This window comes from Hominenteromicrobium sp. (genome assembly GCF_046974225.1).
GTDB lineage: Bacteria > Bacillota > Clostridia > Oscillospirales > Acutalibacteraceae > Hominenteromicrobium > Hominenteromicrobium mulieris.
The window spans coordinates 101,131-122,073 of record NZ_JBKWAE010000008.1; the positions used below are offsets into that span (position 1 = coordinate 101,131).

Genomic DNA, 20,943 nt, shown 5'->3' on the forward strand with positions numbered 1-20,943 from the left:
GGTTTATATGGATTATCCAAAGGTCAAAGTCTGTTTAGATACCTCAGAAGATAACCTGATAGATGAATTGTACACGCCGTGTCTAAAGTGGGCTGAACGCTTTGACCGAGGCGTCGGCTACTTCACAACAGGGTGGCTCACATACAACGTCGCAGGATTATCCGACTTCGCCTCTCGCGGAGGAAAAATGCGCTTAATTACAAGTCCCATTCTTTCCACGGAGGACACGGACGCAATTATTGGAGCTGAGAACCAAGATGGTAGCGCATTCCTGCGCCTCGAAGCAGCTCTCCTCGAAAATGTTGAGATACTCAAACAAGAAATGGAAGCAGATATTATAAATACATTTTCCTGGATGCTGTATGATGGAATTATTGATATGCGTTTTGCAATTCCTTGTGAAAAGTTGGAGGAAGGAGACTTTCACGATAAATTTGGCATTTTTTATAAGGGCAACGATGCGCTATCCTTCTCTGGCTCTATCAACGACAGCAAGCATGGATTCCAGAATTATGAAAGCATAAAAGTCTTCAAAACGTGGGCTGGTACACAGGAGTATGTCGATGCGGATACCGCTCGTTTCGAGAAAATCTGGAATCGAAAAGACCGCAATCTCAAAATGTTTACCATTCCACAAGCAGTTAAAAACAAAATATTTGAATTGCGTTCCCCGGATAGGCCGTATTCTTTGCCGGCAGGTTCGAGTAAATGGGTTCATCAGGACATAGCAGTAAAGACCTTTCTGGAAAAAGAGCATGGCATTCTGGCAATGGCTACCGGAACCGGAAAGACCGTTACTGCAATGAAAATCATCAACAAGCTGTTTGATAGCGGGGAAATTCGTCGCGTTGTTATCACTATGTACGGAAACGATTTGCTGGATCAGTGGGCAATTCAAATTCGAGAAAACTACAAGAACAAGCAAATCAACTATCATTATGCATCCCAGAAGATGATGAAAGATTTCGTCATGCACCCAGATGATTCCATCTTAATTCTTTCTCGTGACGCCAGAAATCTCTCCAAATTGCTGGACTTGTTTGATCGTCTACCTGGCGATTATCGCAATGATACGCTGTTTGTTTTTGACGAAGTACATGGAGCTGGTTCTAATACTTTTGTCGAAAATCTTTCGGGCAGGCTCTCTCCGTATCGATATCGCCTCGGGTTGAGCGCTACGCCAGAGCGTGAGTACGATGAGGCTGGAAATGATTTCTTGCTGAATGAAATTGGAGAAGTAATTTTTGAGTTTACGCTGCAGGATGCCATTCAAAAAGGAATCCTGTGCGAATTCAATTATATTCCTCTGCCCTATGTTCTCTCTGACGAAGAAAAGCTCAAAAAGCGCAAGATTATCGCAGCGTTCAATGCAAAAAAGGAGAGCGGAGAACCTGTTGATGAAAAGGATATGTTTACTCAATTGGCGCTTGTCAATAAAACAGCGGTCAACAAGCTGGAGGAGTTTGAAAGTCTGATTTCTCAGCGACCGGAGCTGTTGCAGAAGTGTATCATTTTTGTTCAGACCATGGAATATGGCGCAAAGCTCCAGGAGATTCTTGTCAGGTACAGCGACAAATATCATACCTACTATGCCGATGATGAAAAAATCAATTTGGAGAACTTTGCGGCAGGAAAAATTGACTGCCTGCTGACCTGTAAAAAAGTTTCCGAGGGAATTGATATCAGCAGCGTCACGAACATCATCCTGTTTTCTTCTGACCGTTCCAGGCTCGTGACAACGCAGAGAATCGGGCGCGCATTACGCCTGGATAAAAACAACCCAGAAAAGAAAGCAACTGTTGTGGACTTCGTGATTGAGGATTCCGAGGAAAATGACAATAACGCCGATGCCGATCGTGCAGAGTGGCTTACAGAACTTTCACAGACAAGGAGATGCGAACATGAGAAATAAAATCATCGAAAATGCGATTGATTCCGTTGTCAACGCATCAAACACCTCGTCCGACTTCAAACTGGCATTCAGACAATATGTCAAAAACAAGTTTGATGATAACGCCAAAGAGAGCGATTTAAAACGGATACTTACACTGATTGAGGATGATGAGGAGGATATTCAGGTATGAAGATGGCAATCCTCGAGCTCGAATATAAAAATATCCGAAAAATCACTGCCTTGAAGCTCCCCTTTACCAAAGCCGATGGCTCCGTAATTAGCAATAATTTTATTATGATGGCAAACGGTACCGGTAAGACAACCACAATGGAACTCATCAAAGGATTATTTGATGGAACAGCCGCTGGATGGACTGCGTCCAAAGTGCGTTCTTTCGCGCCTACATTAACGGAAGCAGATACAGGTGAATTCAGCACCACTGTCAAATTTGATGATAGACAGTATAAGTACTTCCTCTCTATGAATTACAAAGATGGAACGGTGCAGGTGGAAACCTCTGCTCCTCCCAAGGGTCGAGAAGCTGGACTTCGTTTACCTGAGTCTATTCGCGGTATTTTTACGCCTGAATTTGTTAGGCGCTTTGTGTTTGACGGTGAGCAGGCGGCGAAGTCTATGGACAGCTCATCCAATGAAGCTGATGAAACGATTCGCTACCTATATCGCCTCGATGAATTGGATGAGATTTTGGCCGCAAACCAGAGAATCCTTACCGAAATCCAAAACGCCGAAGGAAAGCGTGGAACATCCAGTTCACTTAGCAATTTGCGTACCCGGCAAAGTGACATTGACGCAATTCGGGCCAAGCTGAGAGTACGGTGTGAGAAGCTTCGCGAAGAGATTGCTGCGTTTGAAGCTGAAAAAGTAGAGAAGGAGAAACAGCGCCAGGAACTCGACAAGAGCTATGAAAAGCTGAATCAAGAGAAAAATGATATTCTCAAGGAACAGCAGAAGAATCGCGGCGGAATCGACGTTAAGATCACTTCTATTCTGGGGATAATTAAGTCTCCCTATCTACTGAGCGAAAGCCTCTGTGCGAGAATGTTCGAGTTAGGCAATAGCATGAAAAAACTCAAGTTGCCTAAAACCATTGCCAAAGACTTCTTCACCGAATTGGCTTCTGCAGACCGGTGTGTCTGCGATAGATGCATTGGCGAACGGGAGAGAACGGCTATCCTGAAGCGGGCTGACCAGTATCTGGGAAGTGACCAACAGTCGGTTCTTAACACGGTTAAGAGTAGTCTGATGGACAGTGTGTATGACGAACGCTTAAAAAAGGCCTTCGAAGAACTCGAGGAACTGAGAGCTCAAGCTAATCGCCTCGATACGAGATTTAAAACTAATGAGGAAAAACTCATTAAAGCCGGAGGCGAAAAGGCTCGTGAACTGCAGGAGCGAATTGAGGAACTGATCAGACTTATCAGCATTGCTCGTGATGAACTTGAGCGCATTGAATCCAAGGATGAAAACGACGCTTCTCTGACAGAAGAAAACAACCTTCACAAGGCGGAACAAAAATTTAAGTACTACGAGCAGGAAATAGCGAAGGCAACAAGAACAAATACTGCATTGCGCAAAAAAGAGTTGGTTGATTCCTTGGTGAATGAGATCAAACTACAGGCTACCACAGCGCTGAAGCAAGAAATCGTCAGAAAGACCAACGAGAAACTTCGCCGTGTTATCGTTGACGATTATGTAGAAATCGAAAGCATCGATAGGTACATAAAACTAAAGGGTAGGGACGGTGCCAGCGAAGGTCAAACTCTTAGCATTGCCTACTGTTTCCTGGGCACTCTTTTCGAAGATTCTGAGTTGGAATTTCCGTTCATTATCGACTCGCCTACCGGCAAGATGGATTTCGAAAAACGGCAGGCTGTTGCAGATATCATTCCTTTGGTATTCAATCAGATGATTGCCTTTGTTCAGTCAGCAGAAGTGGAGCGTTTTGCGGACAGATTCTATGCAAATCCCGATTCGCAGTATCTTACGGTTGTGGCATCTCCCCAGGATCAGGCCGTAGTTGTTTATGAAGGAATTGACTTCTTCGATTCGTATCAAAGAGAGCACAAAGGAGATGAAAAATAATGCATTTTAAGATAGCGAAAAGTGCCCAAAGCTACTTTAACAACATTATGAATCTCGAAGGCTCCCACGCTGCGGAGGATAAGAATAAGTTTATCCAATTCGATGTGTACTACTGCTGTGCATTGATTGGCATGGCAGCAGGCCAAATCGACGAGGATACTTCGGAGTTGAAGGATCTTGTTGAAAGGTACCCAGTTCAATATCGTGACTGTAAAGCACAAATTGCTGGGTTACTGGTGGCATCTGAGGCCAGAAGACTCGGCATCGATACGCAGAGCCCTAAGCTGGAGCAGATTATGCTACAGTATCTTAGCAACAATGATACTCTGCTGTCTGAGGATGGAATTAAAACCCTTAACGCCTATGCGTTGAAAGGATACCGCCTGATTACTGATTATCCGTTGTTTGACAAACCTACTTCCAGAGAAGAATTTCTGGATGCATTCAATGTAGCCATGCGGTTTTACGAAAAGAAAGATAGCTAATCTGTGTAGGTGCTTAGTTAATCTGCGAGAGCGCACCACGAATACCCCACAGCCAAAATAGCGGCTGAAACGCAATGTTCCAGCCGCTATTTTTCTTAAGGCAGCACCGCACAATTGCTGAGGCAAGCGCTGTCGAATCACCCATCAGGCAGGAAACCATAGGCTTCCCGGCGCATTTCTTCGCGAGAGCGCACAACTTCAAGCCGCCAGGCAGGGCCTGTCAGCCAGAAGCAGATTCGCCAATGCGAACATGATATTGAATTTGGCTCGCTGCTTTTCGAGCCCTCGGTATCGCGTTTTTCGAAATTGCAGCTGTTTCTTGACGACACCGAATACGTGCTCTACTTTTGCCCGAACAGAAGACTTTGCGTGTTCTGCTTTCTTTGCGGCATACTGGCCGCTCTTGCTCAGCTTTTTTAATTGAGATGGACGTCGGTTAATTTTGTATTTGATCTTGCGTCCGGATTTGTTCCGAACGATCGCGTCCTCACGGTTCCCGGCTCCAAGATAGCCACTGTCGCCGTAAACGACATCTTCCTCACCGGTCAGCAGGGATGAAGTCTGCGTCACATCATGGACATTGGCTGGTGTCGCCTCCACTGTGTGTACCAGTCCGCTGTCCTTATCCACCCCAACATGGGCTTTATAGCCAAAGTGCCATGTGTTGCCCTTCTTGACCTGATGTGCATCCGGATCCCGCTTTTTCTCCTTGTTCTTGGTGGAAGACGGCGCGGAAATAATGGTGGAATCTACGATCGTTCCCTTTTTCAGGATAAGGCCCTGTTCAGTGAGCGCGGTAACAACTTGTGCAAACAGTTTCTCCTGCAGTCCATTCTTCACCAGCAGGTTCCGAAAGCGGCCAATGGTATCTCCGTTCGGCACCTGATTGCTGGAATCAACGCCGCAGAAATCTGAAAATGCCCGGCTGTCGATTGCCTCCGCCGCTGTTGCTTCATCACTCAGGTCATACAGATTTTGCAGCAGATACAACCGCAGCATGGTCTCCAGTGGATAGGGTTTATTGCCGCGCTCTCCTTTGTAATAGCACGGCTGGATCAGCGTAAGCCATTCCTTCCACGGGACGATCCGCTCGATCTGGGCTAGTAATTCTTTCTTCTTTGTCCGTACCTGCGCCAACTCATCACTAAGCGCAGACATTGTCATCTGTTTATCCATGGTCTTATTATATCACTTCTGGCAGTATCGCGCCTACTTTTCTGTGCGGTATTGCCCTATATTTTCCTCGTTTTTTCATTCTTACAGCATAGGCGAAAAGCCGCCTGATGATAATTTCATTAGGCGGCTCTCATTTGAGTTTACAAATTTAATTTTTGAGAGAAACAAGTTCTCCTGTTTCCGCGGAGCGGAATGCAGCTTCGATAGTTTTCAGCACTTTCCGCACCTGCCAGGGCTGTACGATCAACTCTGCTTTTCCGTCGATCGCATCCCGCACATTTTTGTAGTATTCCGACCAATCGGCTTCCACGTCCGGAAGCTCACTCTCAAGCTTCACGTTATCCGGCCTGGGCGCAAACGTCCTGGTTGGACCGGCCGAGGTCATAATAATCTCAGACTTTGTCTCCACTGTGCTGTCCAGCCGGATGATCCCGCCGCTTCTGGAAAAATCGTTCACATAGGCAGTTGCCTCATCGCCAAGCAGAAGCCATCTTGGAAGCTCTTTGAGTACAAATGTCCCTATCTCCACTTGAACGTGACTGCCATCCTCCAAATCAAACACGAGGAAGAAATAGTCCTCCACCTCCGTAGTTTTTACATTGCTGGTCTTGCAGAATACGCTCCTGAAATTGTCATATCCCAGCATCCACATCAACTGATCGATAAAGTGAACGCCCCAGTCGTACAACATGCCGCCGCCGTGCTTCTTTTCACCGCGCCAACCGAACATTACTCCACCGGATCCATGCAGTCTGGACTGGATGGAATACACCTTTCCCAGTTCCCCGGAATCAAGGATATCCTTAACGATCCGGAAGTCCTTGTCCCAACGGCGGTTCTGATGTACGGTGAAGAGTTTCCCGTTGCGACCAGCCGCGGCAATCATCTGATCCAGCTCGTCCACGTTCAAAGCGGCAGGCTTCTCGCAGATGACATGCTTGCCGGCATTCGACGCGGCAATGCAGATCTCCATGTGACAGTCGTTCGGCACGGCAACCAGAACAGTGTTGATGTCCTCACACGCAAGCAAATCCTCCAGGGACGAAAATCCCCTGAGCCCGCTTTCCTCCGCCACCTGTACCCGCACGGGGTCAATGTCGTAAGCGCCTACCACCTGAACCCCTTCAATTTTGGAAGCGTTTCGGTGATGAAATCCGCCCATTCCTCCGTAGCCAACAATTCCCAATTGAATCCCCATGTTCATTTTCCTCCATTCTTTGCTGCATTTTTGCGCTGCGTTTGATTTCCTGAAAACAACTTTCATCCGATCGGATGGGACAAATTCACAATCATGCCCGGCCTTTTGAAAACATTATATCTTTCGAAACACATACTTACAATTAACATGATTATTTATCCTCATATACTGTTGAACAACTGCAGCATTTTAAAAAGATGTTCCGAGAATATTTTCCTTGGAACTTGAAAATATGGTATCCGCTCAAGTCTCCTCAATCCATATCTCTTTGCCAGTCGCACAGTTCAGTGGAATATCCGGTTGGTTCTGGAAAATCAGACAGCTTGATTCCGTCACTCCGTAATTTGCTTCAAAATACTGTTCCGCATAACATTTCATAAATCATTAATTCATAAAACTTGTAGGCCTTGCAGATTTGGAAATCACTCACTTTAGAATAAAACAGATTTTCCCTCGTGTCTTGCTGAAATCAATTTTGGCCAATATCTGACAGCTTTTTAAGGCAACACCGCACAAAGAAAAAATATGATATAATAATACTATGGATAAGCAGATGAGTCTGTCGGGCCTGAGCGATGAATTGAGCCAGGTGCGGACAAAGAAGAAAGAATTTCTGAGTCAGATAGAGCGCATCGTGCCGTGGGGAGAGTGGATCGAACTGATCCGGCCGCACTATTACAAAGGAGAGCGCGGCAATAAGCCCTACGATCTAGAACGGATGCTGCGGATTTATCTGGTTCAAAACCTGTATGATCTGTCGGACAAGGCAACGGTAGCGGAAGTGATCGACAGCCGTGCATTCTCGGAATTCTGCGGAGTGGAATCGAGCAATCAGGTGCCGGACGGAGATACACTGGGTCGGTTCCGGAATTTGCTGCTCCGCAGCGGGCTGCAGGAGAAGTTGTTTGCGCAGGTGGTATATCTGCTGCAGGAAAGAGGCCTGCTGCTGAAGAAGGGAACCATAGTGGACTCTACCCTGATCGCAGCGCCGTCCTCGACAAAGAACAGGGAAAAGAAACGAGACCCGGAAGCGCACTCGGTGAAAAAGGGGAACAGCTGGCACTTCGGCTATAAAGCTCACATCGGCGTGGATAAAGACAGCGGGTTGGTTCACACAGTAAAGGTCACCAGCGCCAACATCCATGATGTGACGATGGTGCCGGAGCTCTTAACCGGCGATGAGGACAGCGTATATGGCGACAGCGGCTGCCTGGGCGCTGAAAAGCGGGAAGACGCCGTTCTTTTCAATGTCAATGGCCAGGGCAAAAGGATCCGTTACAAAATCAACAGACGGCCCTCGCAGAGTAAACACGCAGACAATCGTTCCCGCGGGCAGATCAAACGCCGCGAAAAGGAGAAATCCTCCGTACGGGCCAAGGTAGAGCATGTCTTTGGGGTAGTAAAGGGCCAGCTTCGATACCGGAAAACTAGGTACCGAGGTCTGCGAAAACAGATTGCCAAATTGAATATCCTGTTCGCGCTGGCGAATCTGATTCTGGCTGACAGGCGATCCTGCCTGACGGCTTAAATCAGTGTGGCTGCAGCGCTGATGGAATGGCGTATATATGCCCTGCCGGGTGGAATCTTCCCACAGGGCCTTTCCTTTTGCGTGTTCTGCGGTGTTGCCCTAAAATTTCAGAGAGGGATTTGATCTCAAAATCCACCTCGACACACCGGGTTGCAAATGTGTGTCTGAGGGTGTGGAAATGTACCCCCTCCAGATTGCAGTTCTTTGTGTACTCCTTCAGCCTGTTCTGCAGGCAACGGGGTTCCATGAACTGATCTTCAGTTCCCGTTAAAAGAAAGGCGGCGGGGTTCTTTGCTTTCCAACGTCTGCAAAGCCCCGCCGCATATTCTGTCAATGGAATGTCTCTGATGGAAGTCTCACTTTTGGGTTCAGTGATAATTACCTTCGTTCTTGTTTGACCTTCCTCACTGGTATCTTTGATCCGCTGCATAGTGTAATGCACATGAATAACATTTTCGGAAAGATCGACATCCGACCATCGCAGCGCACATATTTCGCCGATCCGCATCCCGGTCATCAGTGCAAGCAGCGTTCCAAATTTTCGCGCATCCATATCCGTGAGAAGATAGCTTGTGAATATTGCTTGTTCGTCCTTGTTCAGGACACGCATTTCTTTCCGTGAATCCTTGGGATACACAATATCGATATGCGGCATAGACGGAAGTTGACGGGAAACATACTTCAGAATTGAACGCAGCAAGGTGAGAATGTCCCGTACTGTTTTCGGAGATAATCCGTTTTCAGACAACAACTCATACGAGAACTGCTCGATCAGGACGGAGGATAACGACTGGACATAGTAGTTACCCAGTTTGGGTTTTATGTGCTTGTCCAACATGGAAAGGTATTTGACGTATGTGGATTCTTTGACTTTGCTCCGGTTGATCTTCAGCCACTCATCGCAGTAGCTGGAAAAGCATCTGCGGGTACCTCCGCCTGTGTGCGGAAGGTTCTGTACCAAACGAGCCTTCGCCTCGGTTACCTTTGCTTTCGCCTCTCGGTAAGTCTTCCCATAGCAGTACCCGTATGCGGTTTTTCCCTCCGTTGTGCATCCCTTTACATAACGGGCTTCCCAACGGCCATCTTTCCTTTTATAAATGTTTTCTCCTTTTCTAGGCATAATGATGTTCCTCCTTCAGATTTTGAATATGGTTATTTTAGCGCTGATCTGTGAAAAAACCTCCATCAGACGGAAGTTCTGACGGCGAATGATTCAACAAAAACTTCAGACTGCCCCAGCGACACGCTATCTCGACCTTGAGCCCTCGAAAAATCCGTGTCGAATCCAGCAGAAAAAGGAAAAAAGCAAGCTCTTTCTGTTGATTTTTGGGGCCGCATATGGTATAATCACAGCGAATAGAGTTGGGAACTCTGCGAAAGAATCGGATGGGCCGATTAGGCAGAGCCAATTCCCGTTCCGAAACCGTGTAGATGCAAGGATCAGGCGCATACATGCCTGAGTTTGCAAATTTTTTTAAGATAAGAATAGCGTTTGCTATATGAAAGTTTCAAGGGAGGAGACCATTGGTGGAAAAAGTGAGGGATGTTGCGTCAGCACTGATTGACAGTACCGTTCGGGTCATTGCCCGCGACGGACTGGATAAAGCAAGTGTTCGTACAATCAGCTCAGATTGTCAGGTCCCAAATCCTTATATCTACCAGTTTTTCAAAGATAAGGATGACCTTCTGATCTCCACTTTTACGCGCGAGGATACCAAATTAGCGGACGAGTTTTCACGGGTTTTTTCGTCTGTCCACAGTCTGATTCCGGACACGGAAACCAGATGCCGAGTCATCTGGTTTCGCCTTTGGAAATACATGATGGATCATCAGGAATCCATTCAGTTCTATGTCCGGTACTATTATTCCACGTATTATGAACAGTGTTCCCAGACGGAGCATCAGGAACGTTTTCGGCCGTTGGCCGATGCCATTCATGGCTGCTTTGATGGGACCGCAAATGTTCAGGCGCTTCTTCAGCATATTCTGGACAACATGATGAATCTGGCAATGAGAGTATATAGCGGTGAACTTACAGATAGTGATGAGGCCCGTTCACATTATTTTACGCTTTCTCTTGCCTCCGTGGCTCCCTATCTCAGGATGAAGGATCGACGAGATGCGATATGAAGGAGGGTGTGACCTTTGACCGATAAAGAATTGCGAAAACTGAACCGCAGTGCTCTTCTGGAAATGTTGGTCGAACAGAGCCGAGAGAATGATCGGCTACGGGCTCAGGTTGATGAACTGCAGCGATTGTTATCTGACCGCCAGCTAAAGATCAATCAGGCCGGATCTATTGCAGAAGCATCCTTGCAGCTTAATCAGGTGTTTGAAGCTGCCCAGCAAGCGGCTGAACAGTATCTGGAAAATATCCGGTCACTCAGCGGCAGACAGGAGCAAGTATGCCAACAGATTAAGGCAATACCGCACAGAAAAGTAGGCGCGATACTGCCAGAAGTGATATAATAAGACCATGGATAAACAGATGACAATGTCTGCGCTTAGTGATGAGTTGGCGCAGGTACGGACAAAGAAGAAAGAATTACTAGCCCAGATCGAGCGGATCGTCCCGTGGAAGGAATGGCTTACGCTGATCCAGCCGTGCTATTACAAAGGAGAGCGCGGCAATAAACCCTATCCACTGGAGACCATGCTGCGGTTGTATCTGCTGCAAAATCTGTATGACCTGAGTGATGAAGCAACAGCGGCGGAGGCAATCGACAGCCGGGCATTTTCAGATTTCTGCGGCGTTGATTCCAGCAATCAGGTGCCGAACGGAGATACCATTGGCCGCTTTCGGAACCTGCTGGTGAAGAATGGACTGCAGGAGAAACTGTTTGCACAAGTTGTTACCGCGCTCACTGAACAGGGCCTTATCCTGAAAAAGGGAACGATCGTAGATTCCACCATTATTTCCGCGCCGTCTTCCACCAAGAACAAGGAGAAAAAGCGGGATCCGGATGCACATCAGGTCAAGAAGGGCAACACATGGCACTTTGGCTATAAAGCCCATGTTGGGGTGGATAAGGACAGCGGACTGGTACACACAGTGGAGGCGACACCAGCCAATGTCCATGATGTGACGCAGACTTCATCCCTGCTGACCGGTGAGGAAGATGTCGTTTACGGCGACAGTGGCTATCTTGGAGCCGGGAACCGTGAGGACGCGATCGTTCGGAACAAATCCGGACGCAAGATCAAATACAAAATTAACCGACGTCCATCTCAATTAAAAAAGCTGAGCAAGAGCGGCCAGTATGCCGCAAAGAAAGCAGAACACGCAAAGTCTTCTGTTCGGGCAAAAGTAGAGCACGTATTCGGTGTCGTCAAGAAACAGCTGCAATTTCGAAAAACGCGATACCGAGGGCTCGAAAAGCAGCGAGCCAAATTCAATATCATGTTCGCATTGGCGAATCTGCTTCTGGCTGACAGGCCCTGCCTGGCGGCTTGAAGTTGTGCGCTCTCGCGAAGAAATGCGCCGGGAAGCCTATGGTTTCCTGCCTGATGGGTGATTCGACAGCGCTTGCCTCAGCAATTGTGCGGTGCTGCCATAGGACGATAGTCTTTCGAGAAAGGAAAACGATATGTCGTTGAGAAAAAAGCTGACATTGTCTATGCTCATAATTGCGGTGATCCCCGCGGTGGTACTGGGAGGCTTTTATTATCAGTATTTCAGCGGGGTCCTTTTGAGCAACGTGCAGCAGCAGGAGCTGCAGAATAACAGCCAGATTATTTACAGCGTTGATAACTTTTTCAATTCAATCTTCAAGATTTCCGATTCCCTGCTAATGAATGAAGAGCTCATAGACATTCTGCAGAAAAGCTATGAGGAACAGAGTTCACCTCTCGAAGGATACCGCGACAAGGCACAGGTGGACAAGCTGCTTTACAAGGACGGCTATTACCTGGATGGCAGAATAGAGACTATCGCCATATTTCCGAGGAACAACAGCATGTTTTACTACTGCACAGAGGGAAACGTCAATCCGTCCTATGATATCCATGCGGAAGAGTGGTACGAAAAGATTGCCAGTAAAGAGGGGGCGAAAGTATTGGTGGGAGTGCACCAAAACCGTCTGGTGTACGCATTCTCCGACGCAGCCAGCCCCTATTGCGTAACTGTCGGAAGATCAATTTACTCCCCATATGATTCCCAACTGCTTGGCACTATGCTAATCAACATTAACGTACACGATCTCCAGACCTGCTGGCCGGCTTTCAAGGAAGATTCGCAGGAGCGGTTTTACCTGCTGGATGACGAAAACAACGTTGTGTTCAGCAATCTGACGGAGGAGATTGGCGGTAAATTCTTTCAGGGCGGCCTGGAAGACGGCATTTCTTCCTGCCGAATCGACGGGAAATTGTACGATACGATCGTCTCGGGCTCCAAAAGCCTGGGATGGAAAAGCGTCAAAATGATTCCACGCAGCCAGTTGGATCAAGAGATCGCCGTTGTTCCTTATATGACGCTCCTCCTCATGCTGATCCTTACGGTTCTGGCAGTTCTGGTTTCAATCTTTATTTCCAAAATCTTTACACGTCCGCTTCAGGAGCTTTATGTGAAGCTCCAGCGCTTTGAAGAGGAAAAAAGCGGGATTCCGCTCCCTGAAAATCAGGTGGAGATCAAAGGCCTTTCCCGCAGCTACCAGCACATGATCAACGAGATCAACGCCCTCACCATCAAAAACTACGAGACGCAGATCCAATTGCGCAGGGCAGAACTCATGGCGCTCCAATCCCAGATCAATCCCCATTTTATCTACAACACGCTCAATTCCATCAAGTGGATGGCGGATGTGCAAGGATCCAAGCGTATGGTAACGGCGTTGGATTCCCTGATCAAGCTCATGCAGTTTTCCTCCAAAAACAGCCGGGAGGTCATCCGGATTCAGGACGAGATCGATCTGATCCGGGACTACATCAACCTGATCAACCTCAAATATTTCGACAGGATCTTTGTTGATGTCCATGTGGAGCCGGGCTTGGAAAACTGCGAAACGCTGAAATTCCTTCTGCAACCGATCGTAGAGAATTCCATCTACCACGGTTTCAGCAGTATGGTCCGGCAATGCACGGTGCAGATCAACATTACCCGAAAAGAAGACCGTATTCTGTATGAGGTGATCGACAATGGCAAAGGGATGAGCAAGGAGAAGATCCGACAGGCTCTGGAGGAAGATCATCCCCTCAACTCCCATTCGTTTAACAAGATCGGTCTTTATAATGTGAATAAGAGAATCCAGTATATTTTTGGAGAGGAGTACGGTATTCAAATCGACAGCGAACCCGGCAAGTACACGAGGGTGATTGTGGAAATTCCAGCCCGTATCTATAAGGAGGAGATGGCAAATGCGTAACATCGGGATCGCGATCATTGATGACGAGAGCCTGGTCCGGCTCGGAATCAAATCTTCTGTGGCGTGGGAAGAGTATGGCTATGAGATTGTAGGAGAAGCGGACAACGGGCAGACCGGCCTGGAGATGATCAGGGAAAAACACCCGGATATCGTCCTGCTCGACGTCTGTATGCCGGTGATGAACGGGATCGAAGTTCTGAAATCCCTGCAAAAGCTGAAGATTCAGTGCAAGGTTATTATCTTGAGCTGCCACGATGATTTCTGTTTTGTAAAAGAGGCAATGAAGAACGGTGCGTTCGATTACCTGAGAAAAAATGAGATCAACAGCGCGAACATCCTGACGGTTCTGGAGGAGGTACGGCACTCACTGTGCAAAAAGCAGGACGAGGGGCAGGGAGGCTGGGACAGCTACGCGCGTCATGTCTGCCTGCACCGTCTGATCACCGGCAGCAGCGAACCTGCTGAACGGCAGTTGCCTGTCAGTCAATTGCACATCCGGGAAGGAAACCTCTGCTGCATTGTGTTTGCAGTGCAGAATTACCAGAAAGTACAGGCCCGTTACGGAGAGGGACGCCCCTTCCCACTGGAACAAAGCGTTATCAACCTCACAGTGGAAGTGCTGCACCAGTGGACGCAGGAACTGGAAGTTTTTCTTCTGCAGGAAAACCGGTATGTTATCCTGCTGAGCAGTCAGAACAGTGTCAGCAGCACCCAGTGGGAGGAGAAAGCCTGCAGCCTGGTCCACGAACTCCACACCGTGTTCCAGAATTATCTGAATGCTGACACCTGCTACGGTGTCAGCAGCGCCGTCTCGAAATTCTCTGCACTGCCGGAGGCGTTCGAGCACGCGCGCTACTCTCTGCAGCTTCACTATTTTCAGCCGGACAGGTTCCTTATCAAGGAGATGCGCAAGCCGGATCGGACGATGAGCCGCCCGGAAGTCAAGGAATGCCTTGGCGATATCAATATCTGTGTGTCGCAGAAGCAATACACGCAAATCTTTTCCCGATTTTATGCTTTCATCCAGTGGCTGCAGCAGCACCACAGGGAGAACCTGGACGTTATGGGGGTGCAGAACTTTTTCTCCAATATGGTGCGCTTCCTTCTCCTGCAGGAGGGAAAGGCGCCGGAAGAAACGGTGGAAAAGCTTCAGGCCTGCGAAACCGTGGAGGAAGCGCAGCGTTTCCTTGAGGACTTCCAAAAGGGGTTGAAGACAGGAGAGCCGGCTCTTGACCAGAAAAACTACCTGATTCGCGAGGCGGCGGATTATATCCGGCAGAATTTGAGCCGCGGCGACATCTCGCTCGATGAGATCGCCGACCACCTGATGATCAGTAAGTCTTATCTCTGCCGCCTGTTCCAAAAAAAGCTCGGAGTTTCCGTGCAGCACTATATCTACAGAATCCGGATTGAACAGGCGAAGGAGTACCTGAACGACTTCCGGCTGAAAATCTACGAGGTGGCAGAGCTTACCGGCTTCAACAGCTCCACCCATTTTAATATCGTCTTTAAAAAGATTATGCGGTGCACTCCGGCAGAGTACAGGAACGGCCTGAAGCAGTGAGGGAAAGGTCAATATGAATAAATAAAGTTCAAGATCCTCCGCGGGTTTAAGCTTTGTGTACTAAAATTGTTCAATATCCTGATATTTTCTTCAACAGCGTTTATGGAAAATAGTGAACAGATTCTCTATGATATAAGTAACCTAATTCGGGAAAACAGACAAAATGGAGGAATGCAGAAATGAAAAAATGGAAGGTTGCCTTAATTGGCTGCGGATCGATCGCGGACAATACGTATCTTCCCCGGATCGGCGAGATTCCGGAGGCGGATCTGGTTGCAGTCTGCGATATCATCCCGGAGAGAGCAAAGAACTATGCAGAAAAATTTCATGTGCCGGCCTGGTACACCAGCATCGATGAACTGCTGGAGAAGTGTGACTTCGAGATCCTGATGAACACGACATCGATCCCAGCGCACCACGAGATCAACATGAAGGCGCTGCGGGCCGGAAAGCATCTTTACTCACAGAAGCCCGTCGGCCTGACGGTGGAGGAGGTGACCGAGCAGATCGAGGCTGCCAAGGCAGCCGGTGTGAAATACACTGCTTCACCGATCCACATGCTGCGTGACGACATCCGCTTTGCCAAAAAGCTGATTGCCGACGGCTGCATCGGGGAGATTATGAAGGTGCACACCAACGTTTGCCACGGCGGCCCGGAATATTTCCAGTACCGCACGGCGGACCCCACCTGGTTCCACCGGCCCGGCAGCGGCGCCCTGTACGACATGGGCGTCCACGGCCTTACCATGACCACGGGCATCCTTGGTCCCGCGAAGGCTGTGGGCTGCATGGCCAAAATCTCCGAGCCTGTCCGCACGGTAAGAACCGGTACCTTTGACGGCATGCAGATCCAGGCCGACCAGCTGTACGATAACTACATCATTACGCTCGATTACGGCGAGAGAACCATGGCGGTGGTGGAGTCTGGTTTCTGCCAGAAGGACAGCCGCGCACCTCAGATGGAGATTTTCGGTACAAAGGGAACGATCACTTTCGTCAACAACGGTAACATGAACCCGCTCGATTCGCTGGAAGTTTACCTTGATGCGCCGGAGCGCGGTATTCGCGGCTGGCTGAAGCCTATGGAGTGGGATGTTCCGGCTTCTGAGATGAACTTTTTCCAATGCAAGGTGGTTCAGGATCTGATCCATGCCATTGAGGAGGACCGTCCCGTCGGTTTGCCCCCGGAGCACGCCAGACACGTGGTGGACATCATGTGCACTATTCCGGAAGCGATCAAGACAAAGAGCATTGTCCCGCTGCACACCACTTTCTGAGCAGAGGGGAACTGATCACAGATGAGGTGAATGTTATGAAGAAATATCGCATTGGTCTGGTGGGCTTCGCTCACATGCACGTTTTGGATCAGATCAAGCCGTTTCTGTCCATGCCGGAGCGCGTGGAATGGATCGGTGCCTCGGATATCAAGCCGATGGTAGAGTCTGAATATTTTGAAAGCTCCAGCCGCTCCATGAACCTGAAGCTCTGTCAGGAGCAGTGTGGGTTCACCCGCGTGTTTGAGGATTACCGTGATCTTCTCGATCTCAAACCCGACCTTGTCCTTGTGAACTGCGAGAACGCGTTTCACGGAATCATTATCCCCGAGATCCTCATGCGCGGGATCCACGTGGTGGTGGAAAAGCCGTTGGCCTATTCCACTGAACACGCCATGGCTATTGCCCGCGCTTCCCGGATCGGTAAGGCGGACTGCATGATCAATTGGCCGACCACATGGCAGGCCAGCGTCCGCCTGGGCCAGAAGCTTGTCAGCGAAGGCGTTGTGGGAAAGGTGTACCGTTTCCAGTTCCGCAACCCGGATTCCATGGGTCCGTTCTCTTACGGCCAGGTCATGACGGATCGGCAGCTGGGCAAGGAATGGTGGCATCAGGAAGCGGCGGGAGGCGGCAGCTTGCTGGACTACTGCTGCTACGGCACCATCCTTTCCAACTGGTACCTGGGCGAAAAGCCTCAGGGCGTGTATGGCTTGAAGGCGAACTTTAACCACCGGTTTGGCGACGCGGAGGACTACGCCTCCCTGATGGTTCGGTACCCCGAGGCGGTTTCCATTCTGGAGGGAACCTGGAACACCATAAGCAGCGGCTATCCCTCCGGGCCCATTGTCTGGGGCGAAAAGGGCGCCCTGATTGTGGAAAACGGCGGCGATCACGGCATTCATGCCAACGTTTGTGTTTACCTCGATCGTTATTCCACAACGCCCAGCAAGGTGTATTGCTCCGACGACTACCCGCTGCCTGAGGGAAGATCCAACCTGGCTCAGGAGGTCTTCCATCACCTGGAGACCGGAGAACCGGTACACTACACCATGGATCTCAATAACAATCTTTGGTCTGCCGCTATGTTGGATGCGGGAATTCGCTCCAGCCGGTCGTTGAAAATGGAAGAAGTAAAAACCGCTTGTTGGACGATTGGGTAATATAAGAGGAGGATGCTACATGAAACTTGCAAACGTTTCCTGGGGTTGGACGCCGATCCCGGAGGATATGCCGCATGGGGACTCTCTGATCCGAATCGCGGATCAGATCCGTGAACTCGGCTTCGAGGGCGTGGACTATCTGGGAACCCCGGAAGCACTGGATGAATTCTTCACGGAGGAAGCCTGCCGGGCGCTGGGGGATCACTCCCGCTCCATCGGCCTTGAACCCAACGTGTTCGTCTTCCAGGACGCTTCGTGGAACGACGCCTGCAGCGAAAAAAGGGAGGACAGCGTCAGGCACTTCGAGAAGGCCGCACAGGCCGCAAAGTGGATCGGATGCCGGATTGTCTCCACGCTGGTGCCGATGCCCTGCGGCGCAACCCCCTGGAAGTTCAACCCCGCCGCACCGGCGATCAAGCAGGGATACCATATGCCCGCCGACTACTGCTACCAGAAGGACTGGGATACCCTGATGGACAGTTACCGCAAGTGTCTGGCCATTGCAAAGCGGTACGGGCTGCGCATGTCCGTGGAGTGCTTCCCCTATTCCATGATCTCCACACCGCACGCCATGCTGCAGCTGCTCAAGGACGTCGATGACCCGGATTTCGGCATTCAGCTGGACACGAACCACCTGATCATGCAGCACATCGATCCGGAATGGACGATCTACATGCTGGGAGGCAAACGTATTTTCAATGTTCACTGCAAAGACAGCGATGCCGTCTCCAGAAACAACATCCCCGCCGGCTGCGGCATCACCGACTATCCCGCTGTGATTCAGGCGCTGAAGAATGTCGGGTATGACGGGAACCTTTCTGTCGAGCTGGAGTTCACAGACAACCCCCGCCGCTACAACAAGCAGGCGATGGATCATCTCAAGCTCTGCCTTGCGGGTGAATACTGAGCTGCCGTCTGGAGGCACACAGGGGGTATCCCCCTCGATCCGGGCGCGGCGCCGAATAAAAATTATGTTTTTTTGGAAGAGGAGTAGGAGTAATGAAGCAGTATAAGGTTGCCATCATCGGCAACGGTATGATTTGCAACGCGGCACATATTCCCGCCTACAAAGCCATGGGTGACAAGGTGAAGATTGTCGCAGTGGCAGATATCCGCGAGGAAGCCGCCAAAGAAACCGCCGAGCGTCACGGGATCCCCAAGTACTATGTGGATCCGTATAAAATGCTGGAGGAGGAGAAACCCGACATCATCTCCGTGTGCACACCGAACGCATACCACAAGGAGTATACCCTTGCCGGTTTCCGTGCGGGCTGCCATGTAGTCTGCGAAAAGCCTGTGGCTGTAACCTGCGCGGATGCGGAGGAGATGTTCAACGCGGCGGAGAAGGCGGGGAAACATCTGTTTGTCATCCAGTCTCTGCGTTTCACGGGTAACTTCAAAGCGGCTGCCGGACTGGCAAAAAGCGGTTGCCTGGGAGACATTTACTACGCGGATCTGAACCTGGTCCGGCGCCGCGGCGTTCCGAGATGGGGCATGTTCCACATGGCGAAAGAAAATGTGGGCGGCGCCTTCTGCGACCTGGGCGTTCATATGTGCGACTACCTGATGTCAATTTCCGGTAACCCGAAGATGGTTTCCGTCAGTGGAAGTGCTGTGACCAGGATCGTCAACAAGGAGAAGAATATTGAGTTCTCCAATGCGGAGAGCGGAGCTCCCACCGGTCTGTTCACTCCCAGAAAGTTCGACATGAAAGAGTTTGATGTTGAGGAATTTGCCAACGGCTACATTCGTCTGGAAAATGGCATGACAGTCACTTTCAAGATCTCCTGGGCGCTGAATCTGCCCAACAGCAACACTGTCAGCATCTGCGGAGACAAGGGCGGTCTGACCATTGGGGACGATGGACTCAAGCTGCTCACGACGCAGGGCAATTACCAGGCCGACGTTTTGCCGAGAGTTTTCCCCGACCCATATACGGAGCTCTCAGATTTCACCGGCCACATCCACGAGATGAACTACATCCTGAAGGTCCTCAACGGGGAAATGACCATGGAGGAATACCCCATCCAGAAGGACGAGGTTATGAATGTGGTTGCGATCATCGAAGCGTTTTACAAATCTGCACAGCTGGGCAGGGAAGTCACTGCTCAGGAACTGGACCGGTAAGCGGAAGCTGCAAGGGATATTTGCACAGAGCACGGCGTGACGGAAGAACTTGCCGTTTCGCCTTGGGACGAAACGCAACAGGGGGACTCTGCCCGGGCGGGAGAGCCCCCTGTTCTGGTGTGCGAGACGACAACGGAAGGGGAGGAATCCATGAAAGGAATCATAACGGAGATCGAGAGGTTTGCGCTGAAAGACGGACCGGGGATCCGCACCACAGTGTTTTTCAAGGGGTGCAACATGGCGTGCAAATGGTGCCATAACCCGGAAACGCTGTCGGTTCGGCCACAGCTGATGATTTATCCGGACAAATGCATTGGCTGCGGCGCCTGTGTGGAGGCCTGCAGGGCGGGAGCCAGAACCCTCGGCAAAAACGGTGCCCTGCAGTACGATCGCACCGCCTGCAAGCACTGCGGAGCCTGCGCCGCGAACTGCTTCTCCGGTGCTCTCGTCATGTCCGGAAAGGAGATGACCGTTGAGGAAGTGATGGAGGAGATCCTGCAGGACAGGGCTTACTACCGGAATTCCGGCGGCGGCGTAACACTCTCCGGCGGCGAGGTTTCCACGCAGCCAGAATTTGCCCTGGAATTGCTGCAGGCCCTGAAAAAGGAGGGAATTTCCACGGCGATCGAGACGAACCTGCATGCGCCATGGAGCGTCTACGAAAGAATGCTGCCCTTCCTCGATCTGGTGATGTTCGACATCAAGATTTTCGATGAGGAAGCGCACAGACGCTGGACCGGCGTGAGCAATCGTCAAATCCTGGAGAACGCAAAGAAGGTGGCGGCTTCCGGCAAGCCTTATCTGGTGCGTACCCCGGTGATCCCCGGAGTGAACGACACGGAGGAGGAGATCGGCAGCATTGCCAACTACGTGGGAACCCTGGGAGGCGCTCAATATTATGAGCTTCTGCTGTTCAATCCCCTGGGAGAGAGCAAGTATGACGCCCTGCAGATGGACAATACATTTGCCGGGACCCGCCCCACTGGAGAGGAAGGCGCAGCACGCCTGAAATGGGTGGCCGCTCAAACGCCCGGACTTTCCGTGAGGGTAGGCTGACGAAGAAAGGGAGAGGTT

The 20,943-nt window shown here is 50.0% G+C and carries 18 protein-coding genes; 15 read left to right on the top strand and 3 right to left on the bottom strand.

Annotated features, from left to right (window positions below; translation table 11 throughout):
• Positions 1 to 7 precede the first annotated feature (7 nt).
• Genes ACLTX1_RS07950 through ACLTX1_RS07965 form a run of 4 tightly spaced genes read left to right on the top strand, consistent with a single transcriptional unit; the run spans position 8 to position 4,482 of the window.
• The gene (locus ACLTX1_RS07950) at positions 8 to 1,912 is read left to right on the top strand and encodes a DEAD/DEAH box helicase family protein (protein ID WP_395507391.1); all 1,905 of its coding nucleotides are present in this window, start codon (positions 8 to 10) and stop codon (positions 1,910 to 1,912) included.
• Positions 1,902 to 2,084 (top strand): hypothetical protein, encoded by a 183-nt coding sequence (locus tag ACLTX1_RS07955; RefSeq protein WP_395507392.1) that lies wholly within the window; start codon positions 1,902 to 1,904, stop codon positions 2,082 to 2,084. The genes ACLTX1_RS07950 and ACLTX1_RS07955 overlap by 11 nt, the downstream gene beginning before the upstream one ends.
• Positions 2,081 to 3,997 (top strand): AAA family ATPase, encoded by a 1,917-nt coding sequence (locus ACLTX1_RS07960; protein ID WP_395507393.1) that lies wholly within the window; start codon positions 2,081 to 2,083, stop codon positions 3,995 to 3,997. The genes ACLTX1_RS07955 and ACLTX1_RS07960 overlap by 4 nt, the downstream gene beginning before the upstream one ends.
• Positions 3,997 to 4,482, top strand: a complete 486-nt coding sequence (locus ACLTX1_RS07965; RefSeq protein ID WP_395507394.1) for a hypothetical protein — start codon at positions 3,997 to 3,999, stop codon at positions 4,480 to 4,482. The genes ACLTX1_RS07960 and ACLTX1_RS07965 overlap by 1 nt, the downstream gene beginning before the upstream one ends.
• 198 nt (positions 4,483 to 4,680) lie before the next feature.
• Here ACLTX1_RS07965 and ACLTX1_RS07970 read toward each other — a convergent pair whose 3' ends face one another.
• Together ACLTX1_RS07970 and ACLTX1_RS07975 are read right to left on the bottom strand one after the other, a co-directional pair.
• The gene (locus tag ACLTX1_RS07970) at positions 4,681 to 5,646 is read right to left on the bottom strand and encodes an IS5 family transposase (RefSeq protein WP_256192486.1); all 966 of its coding nucleotides are present in this window, start codon (positions 5,644 to 5,646) and stop codon (positions 4,681 to 4,683) included.
• Positions 5,647 to 5,806: 160 nt separating this feature from the next.
• Positions 5,807 to 6,862 (bottom strand): Gfo/Idh/MocA family protein, encoded by a 1,056-nt coding sequence (locus tag ACLTX1_RS07975; RefSeq protein WP_412330718.1) that lies wholly within the window; start codon positions 6,860 to 6,862, stop codon positions 5,807 to 5,809.
• A gap of 547 nt (positions 6,863 to 7,409) precedes the next feature.
• Between ACLTX1_RS07975 and ACLTX1_RS07980 the strand changes: the two genes are divergently transcribed.
• Complete coding sequence (locus ACLTX1_RS07980; RefSeq protein WP_177696324.1) at positions 7,410 to 8,384, top strand: IS5 family transposase; 975 nt, start codon at positions 7,410 to 7,412, stop codon at positions 8,382 to 8,384.
• Position 8,385: 1 nt separating this feature from the next.
• On the opposite strand, the gene ACLTX1_RS07985 is transcribed toward ACLTX1_RS07980, so the two are convergent.
• Entirely contained in the window at positions 8,386 to 9,504 is a 1,119-nt protein-coding gene (locus ACLTX1_RS07985; RefSeq protein ID WP_395507466.1) for a tyrosine-type recombinase/integrase, read from the bottom strand.
• 407 nt (positions 9,505 to 9,911) lie between these two features.
• On the opposite strand from ACLTX1_RS07985, the gene ACLTX1_RS07990 reads away from it, so the two are divergent.
• From ACLTX1_RS07990 to ACLTX1_RS08035, 10 genes are all read left to right on the top strand, one after another.
• A complete protein-coding gene (locus ACLTX1_RS07990) occupies positions 9,912 to 10,514 on the top strand; it encodes a TetR/AcrR family transcriptional regulator (protein WP_395507465.1) in 603 nt (200 codons plus the stop codon).
• A gap of 15 nt (positions 10,515 to 10,529) precedes the next feature.
• A complete protein-coding gene (locus tag ACLTX1_RS07995; protein WP_395507464.1) occupies positions 10,530 to 10,853 on the top strand; it encodes a DNA repair protein in 324 nt (107 codons plus the stop codon).
• 19 nt (positions 10,854 to 10,872) lie between these two features.
• Positions 10,873 to 11,838 carry an IS5 family transposase gene (locus ACLTX1_RS08000; RefSeq protein WP_256192486.1) on the top strand — a complete coding sequence of 322 codons (966 nt, stop codon included), beginning with the start codon at positions 10,873 to 10,875 and terminating at the stop codon, positions 11,836 to 11,838.
• 133 nt (positions 11,839 to 11,971) lie between these two features.
• Complete coding sequence (locus ACLTX1_RS08005) at positions 11,972 to 13,744, top strand: sensor histidine kinase (RefSeq protein ID WP_395507460.1); 1,773 nt, start codon at positions 11,972 to 11,974, stop codon at positions 13,742 to 13,744.
• Positions 13,737 to 15,308 (top strand): response regulator, encoded by a 1,572-nt coding sequence (locus ACLTX1_RS08010; protein WP_308449195.1) that lies wholly within the window; start codon positions 13,737 to 13,739, stop codon positions 15,306 to 15,308. Before ACLTX1_RS08005 ends, ACLTX1_RS08010 begins: the two co-directional genes overlap by 8 nt.
• Positions 15,309 to 15,487: 179 nt before the next feature.
• Positions 15,488 to 16,585 carry a Gfo/Idh/MocA family protein gene (locus ACLTX1_RS08015; protein ID WP_055658121.1) on the top strand — a complete coding sequence of 366 codons (1,098 nt, stop codon included), beginning with the start codon at positions 15,488 to 15,490 and terminating at the stop codon, positions 16,583 to 16,585.
• Between the two features lie 35 nt (positions 16,586 to 16,620).
• A complete protein-coding gene (locus ACLTX1_RS08020; protein ID WP_308449196.1) occupies positions 16,621 to 17,742 on the top strand; it encodes a Gfo/Idh/MocA family oxidoreductase in 1,122 nt (373 codons plus the stop codon).
• 19 nt (positions 17,743 to 17,761) lie between these two features.
• Positions 17,762 to 18,649, top strand: a complete 888-nt coding sequence (locus tag ACLTX1_RS08025; protein WP_055658125.1) for a sugar phosphate isomerase/epimerase family protein — start codon at positions 17,762 to 17,764, stop codon at positions 18,647 to 18,649.
• A gap of 92 nt (positions 18,650 to 18,741) precedes the next feature.
• Entirely contained in the window at positions 18,742 to 19,869 is a 1,128-nt protein-coding gene (locus tag ACLTX1_RS08030) for a Gfo/Idh/MocA family protein (protein WP_066863967.1), read from the top strand.
• Between the two features lie 150 nt (positions 19,870 to 20,019).
• Positions 20,020 to 20,925 carry a glycyl-radical enzyme activating protein gene (locus tag ACLTX1_RS08035; RefSeq protein WP_055658128.1) on the top strand — a complete coding sequence of 302 codons (906 nt, stop codon included), beginning with the start codon at positions 20,020 to 20,022 and terminating at the stop codon, positions 20,923 to 20,925.
• Positions 20,926 to 20,943: the final 18 nt, after the last annotated feature.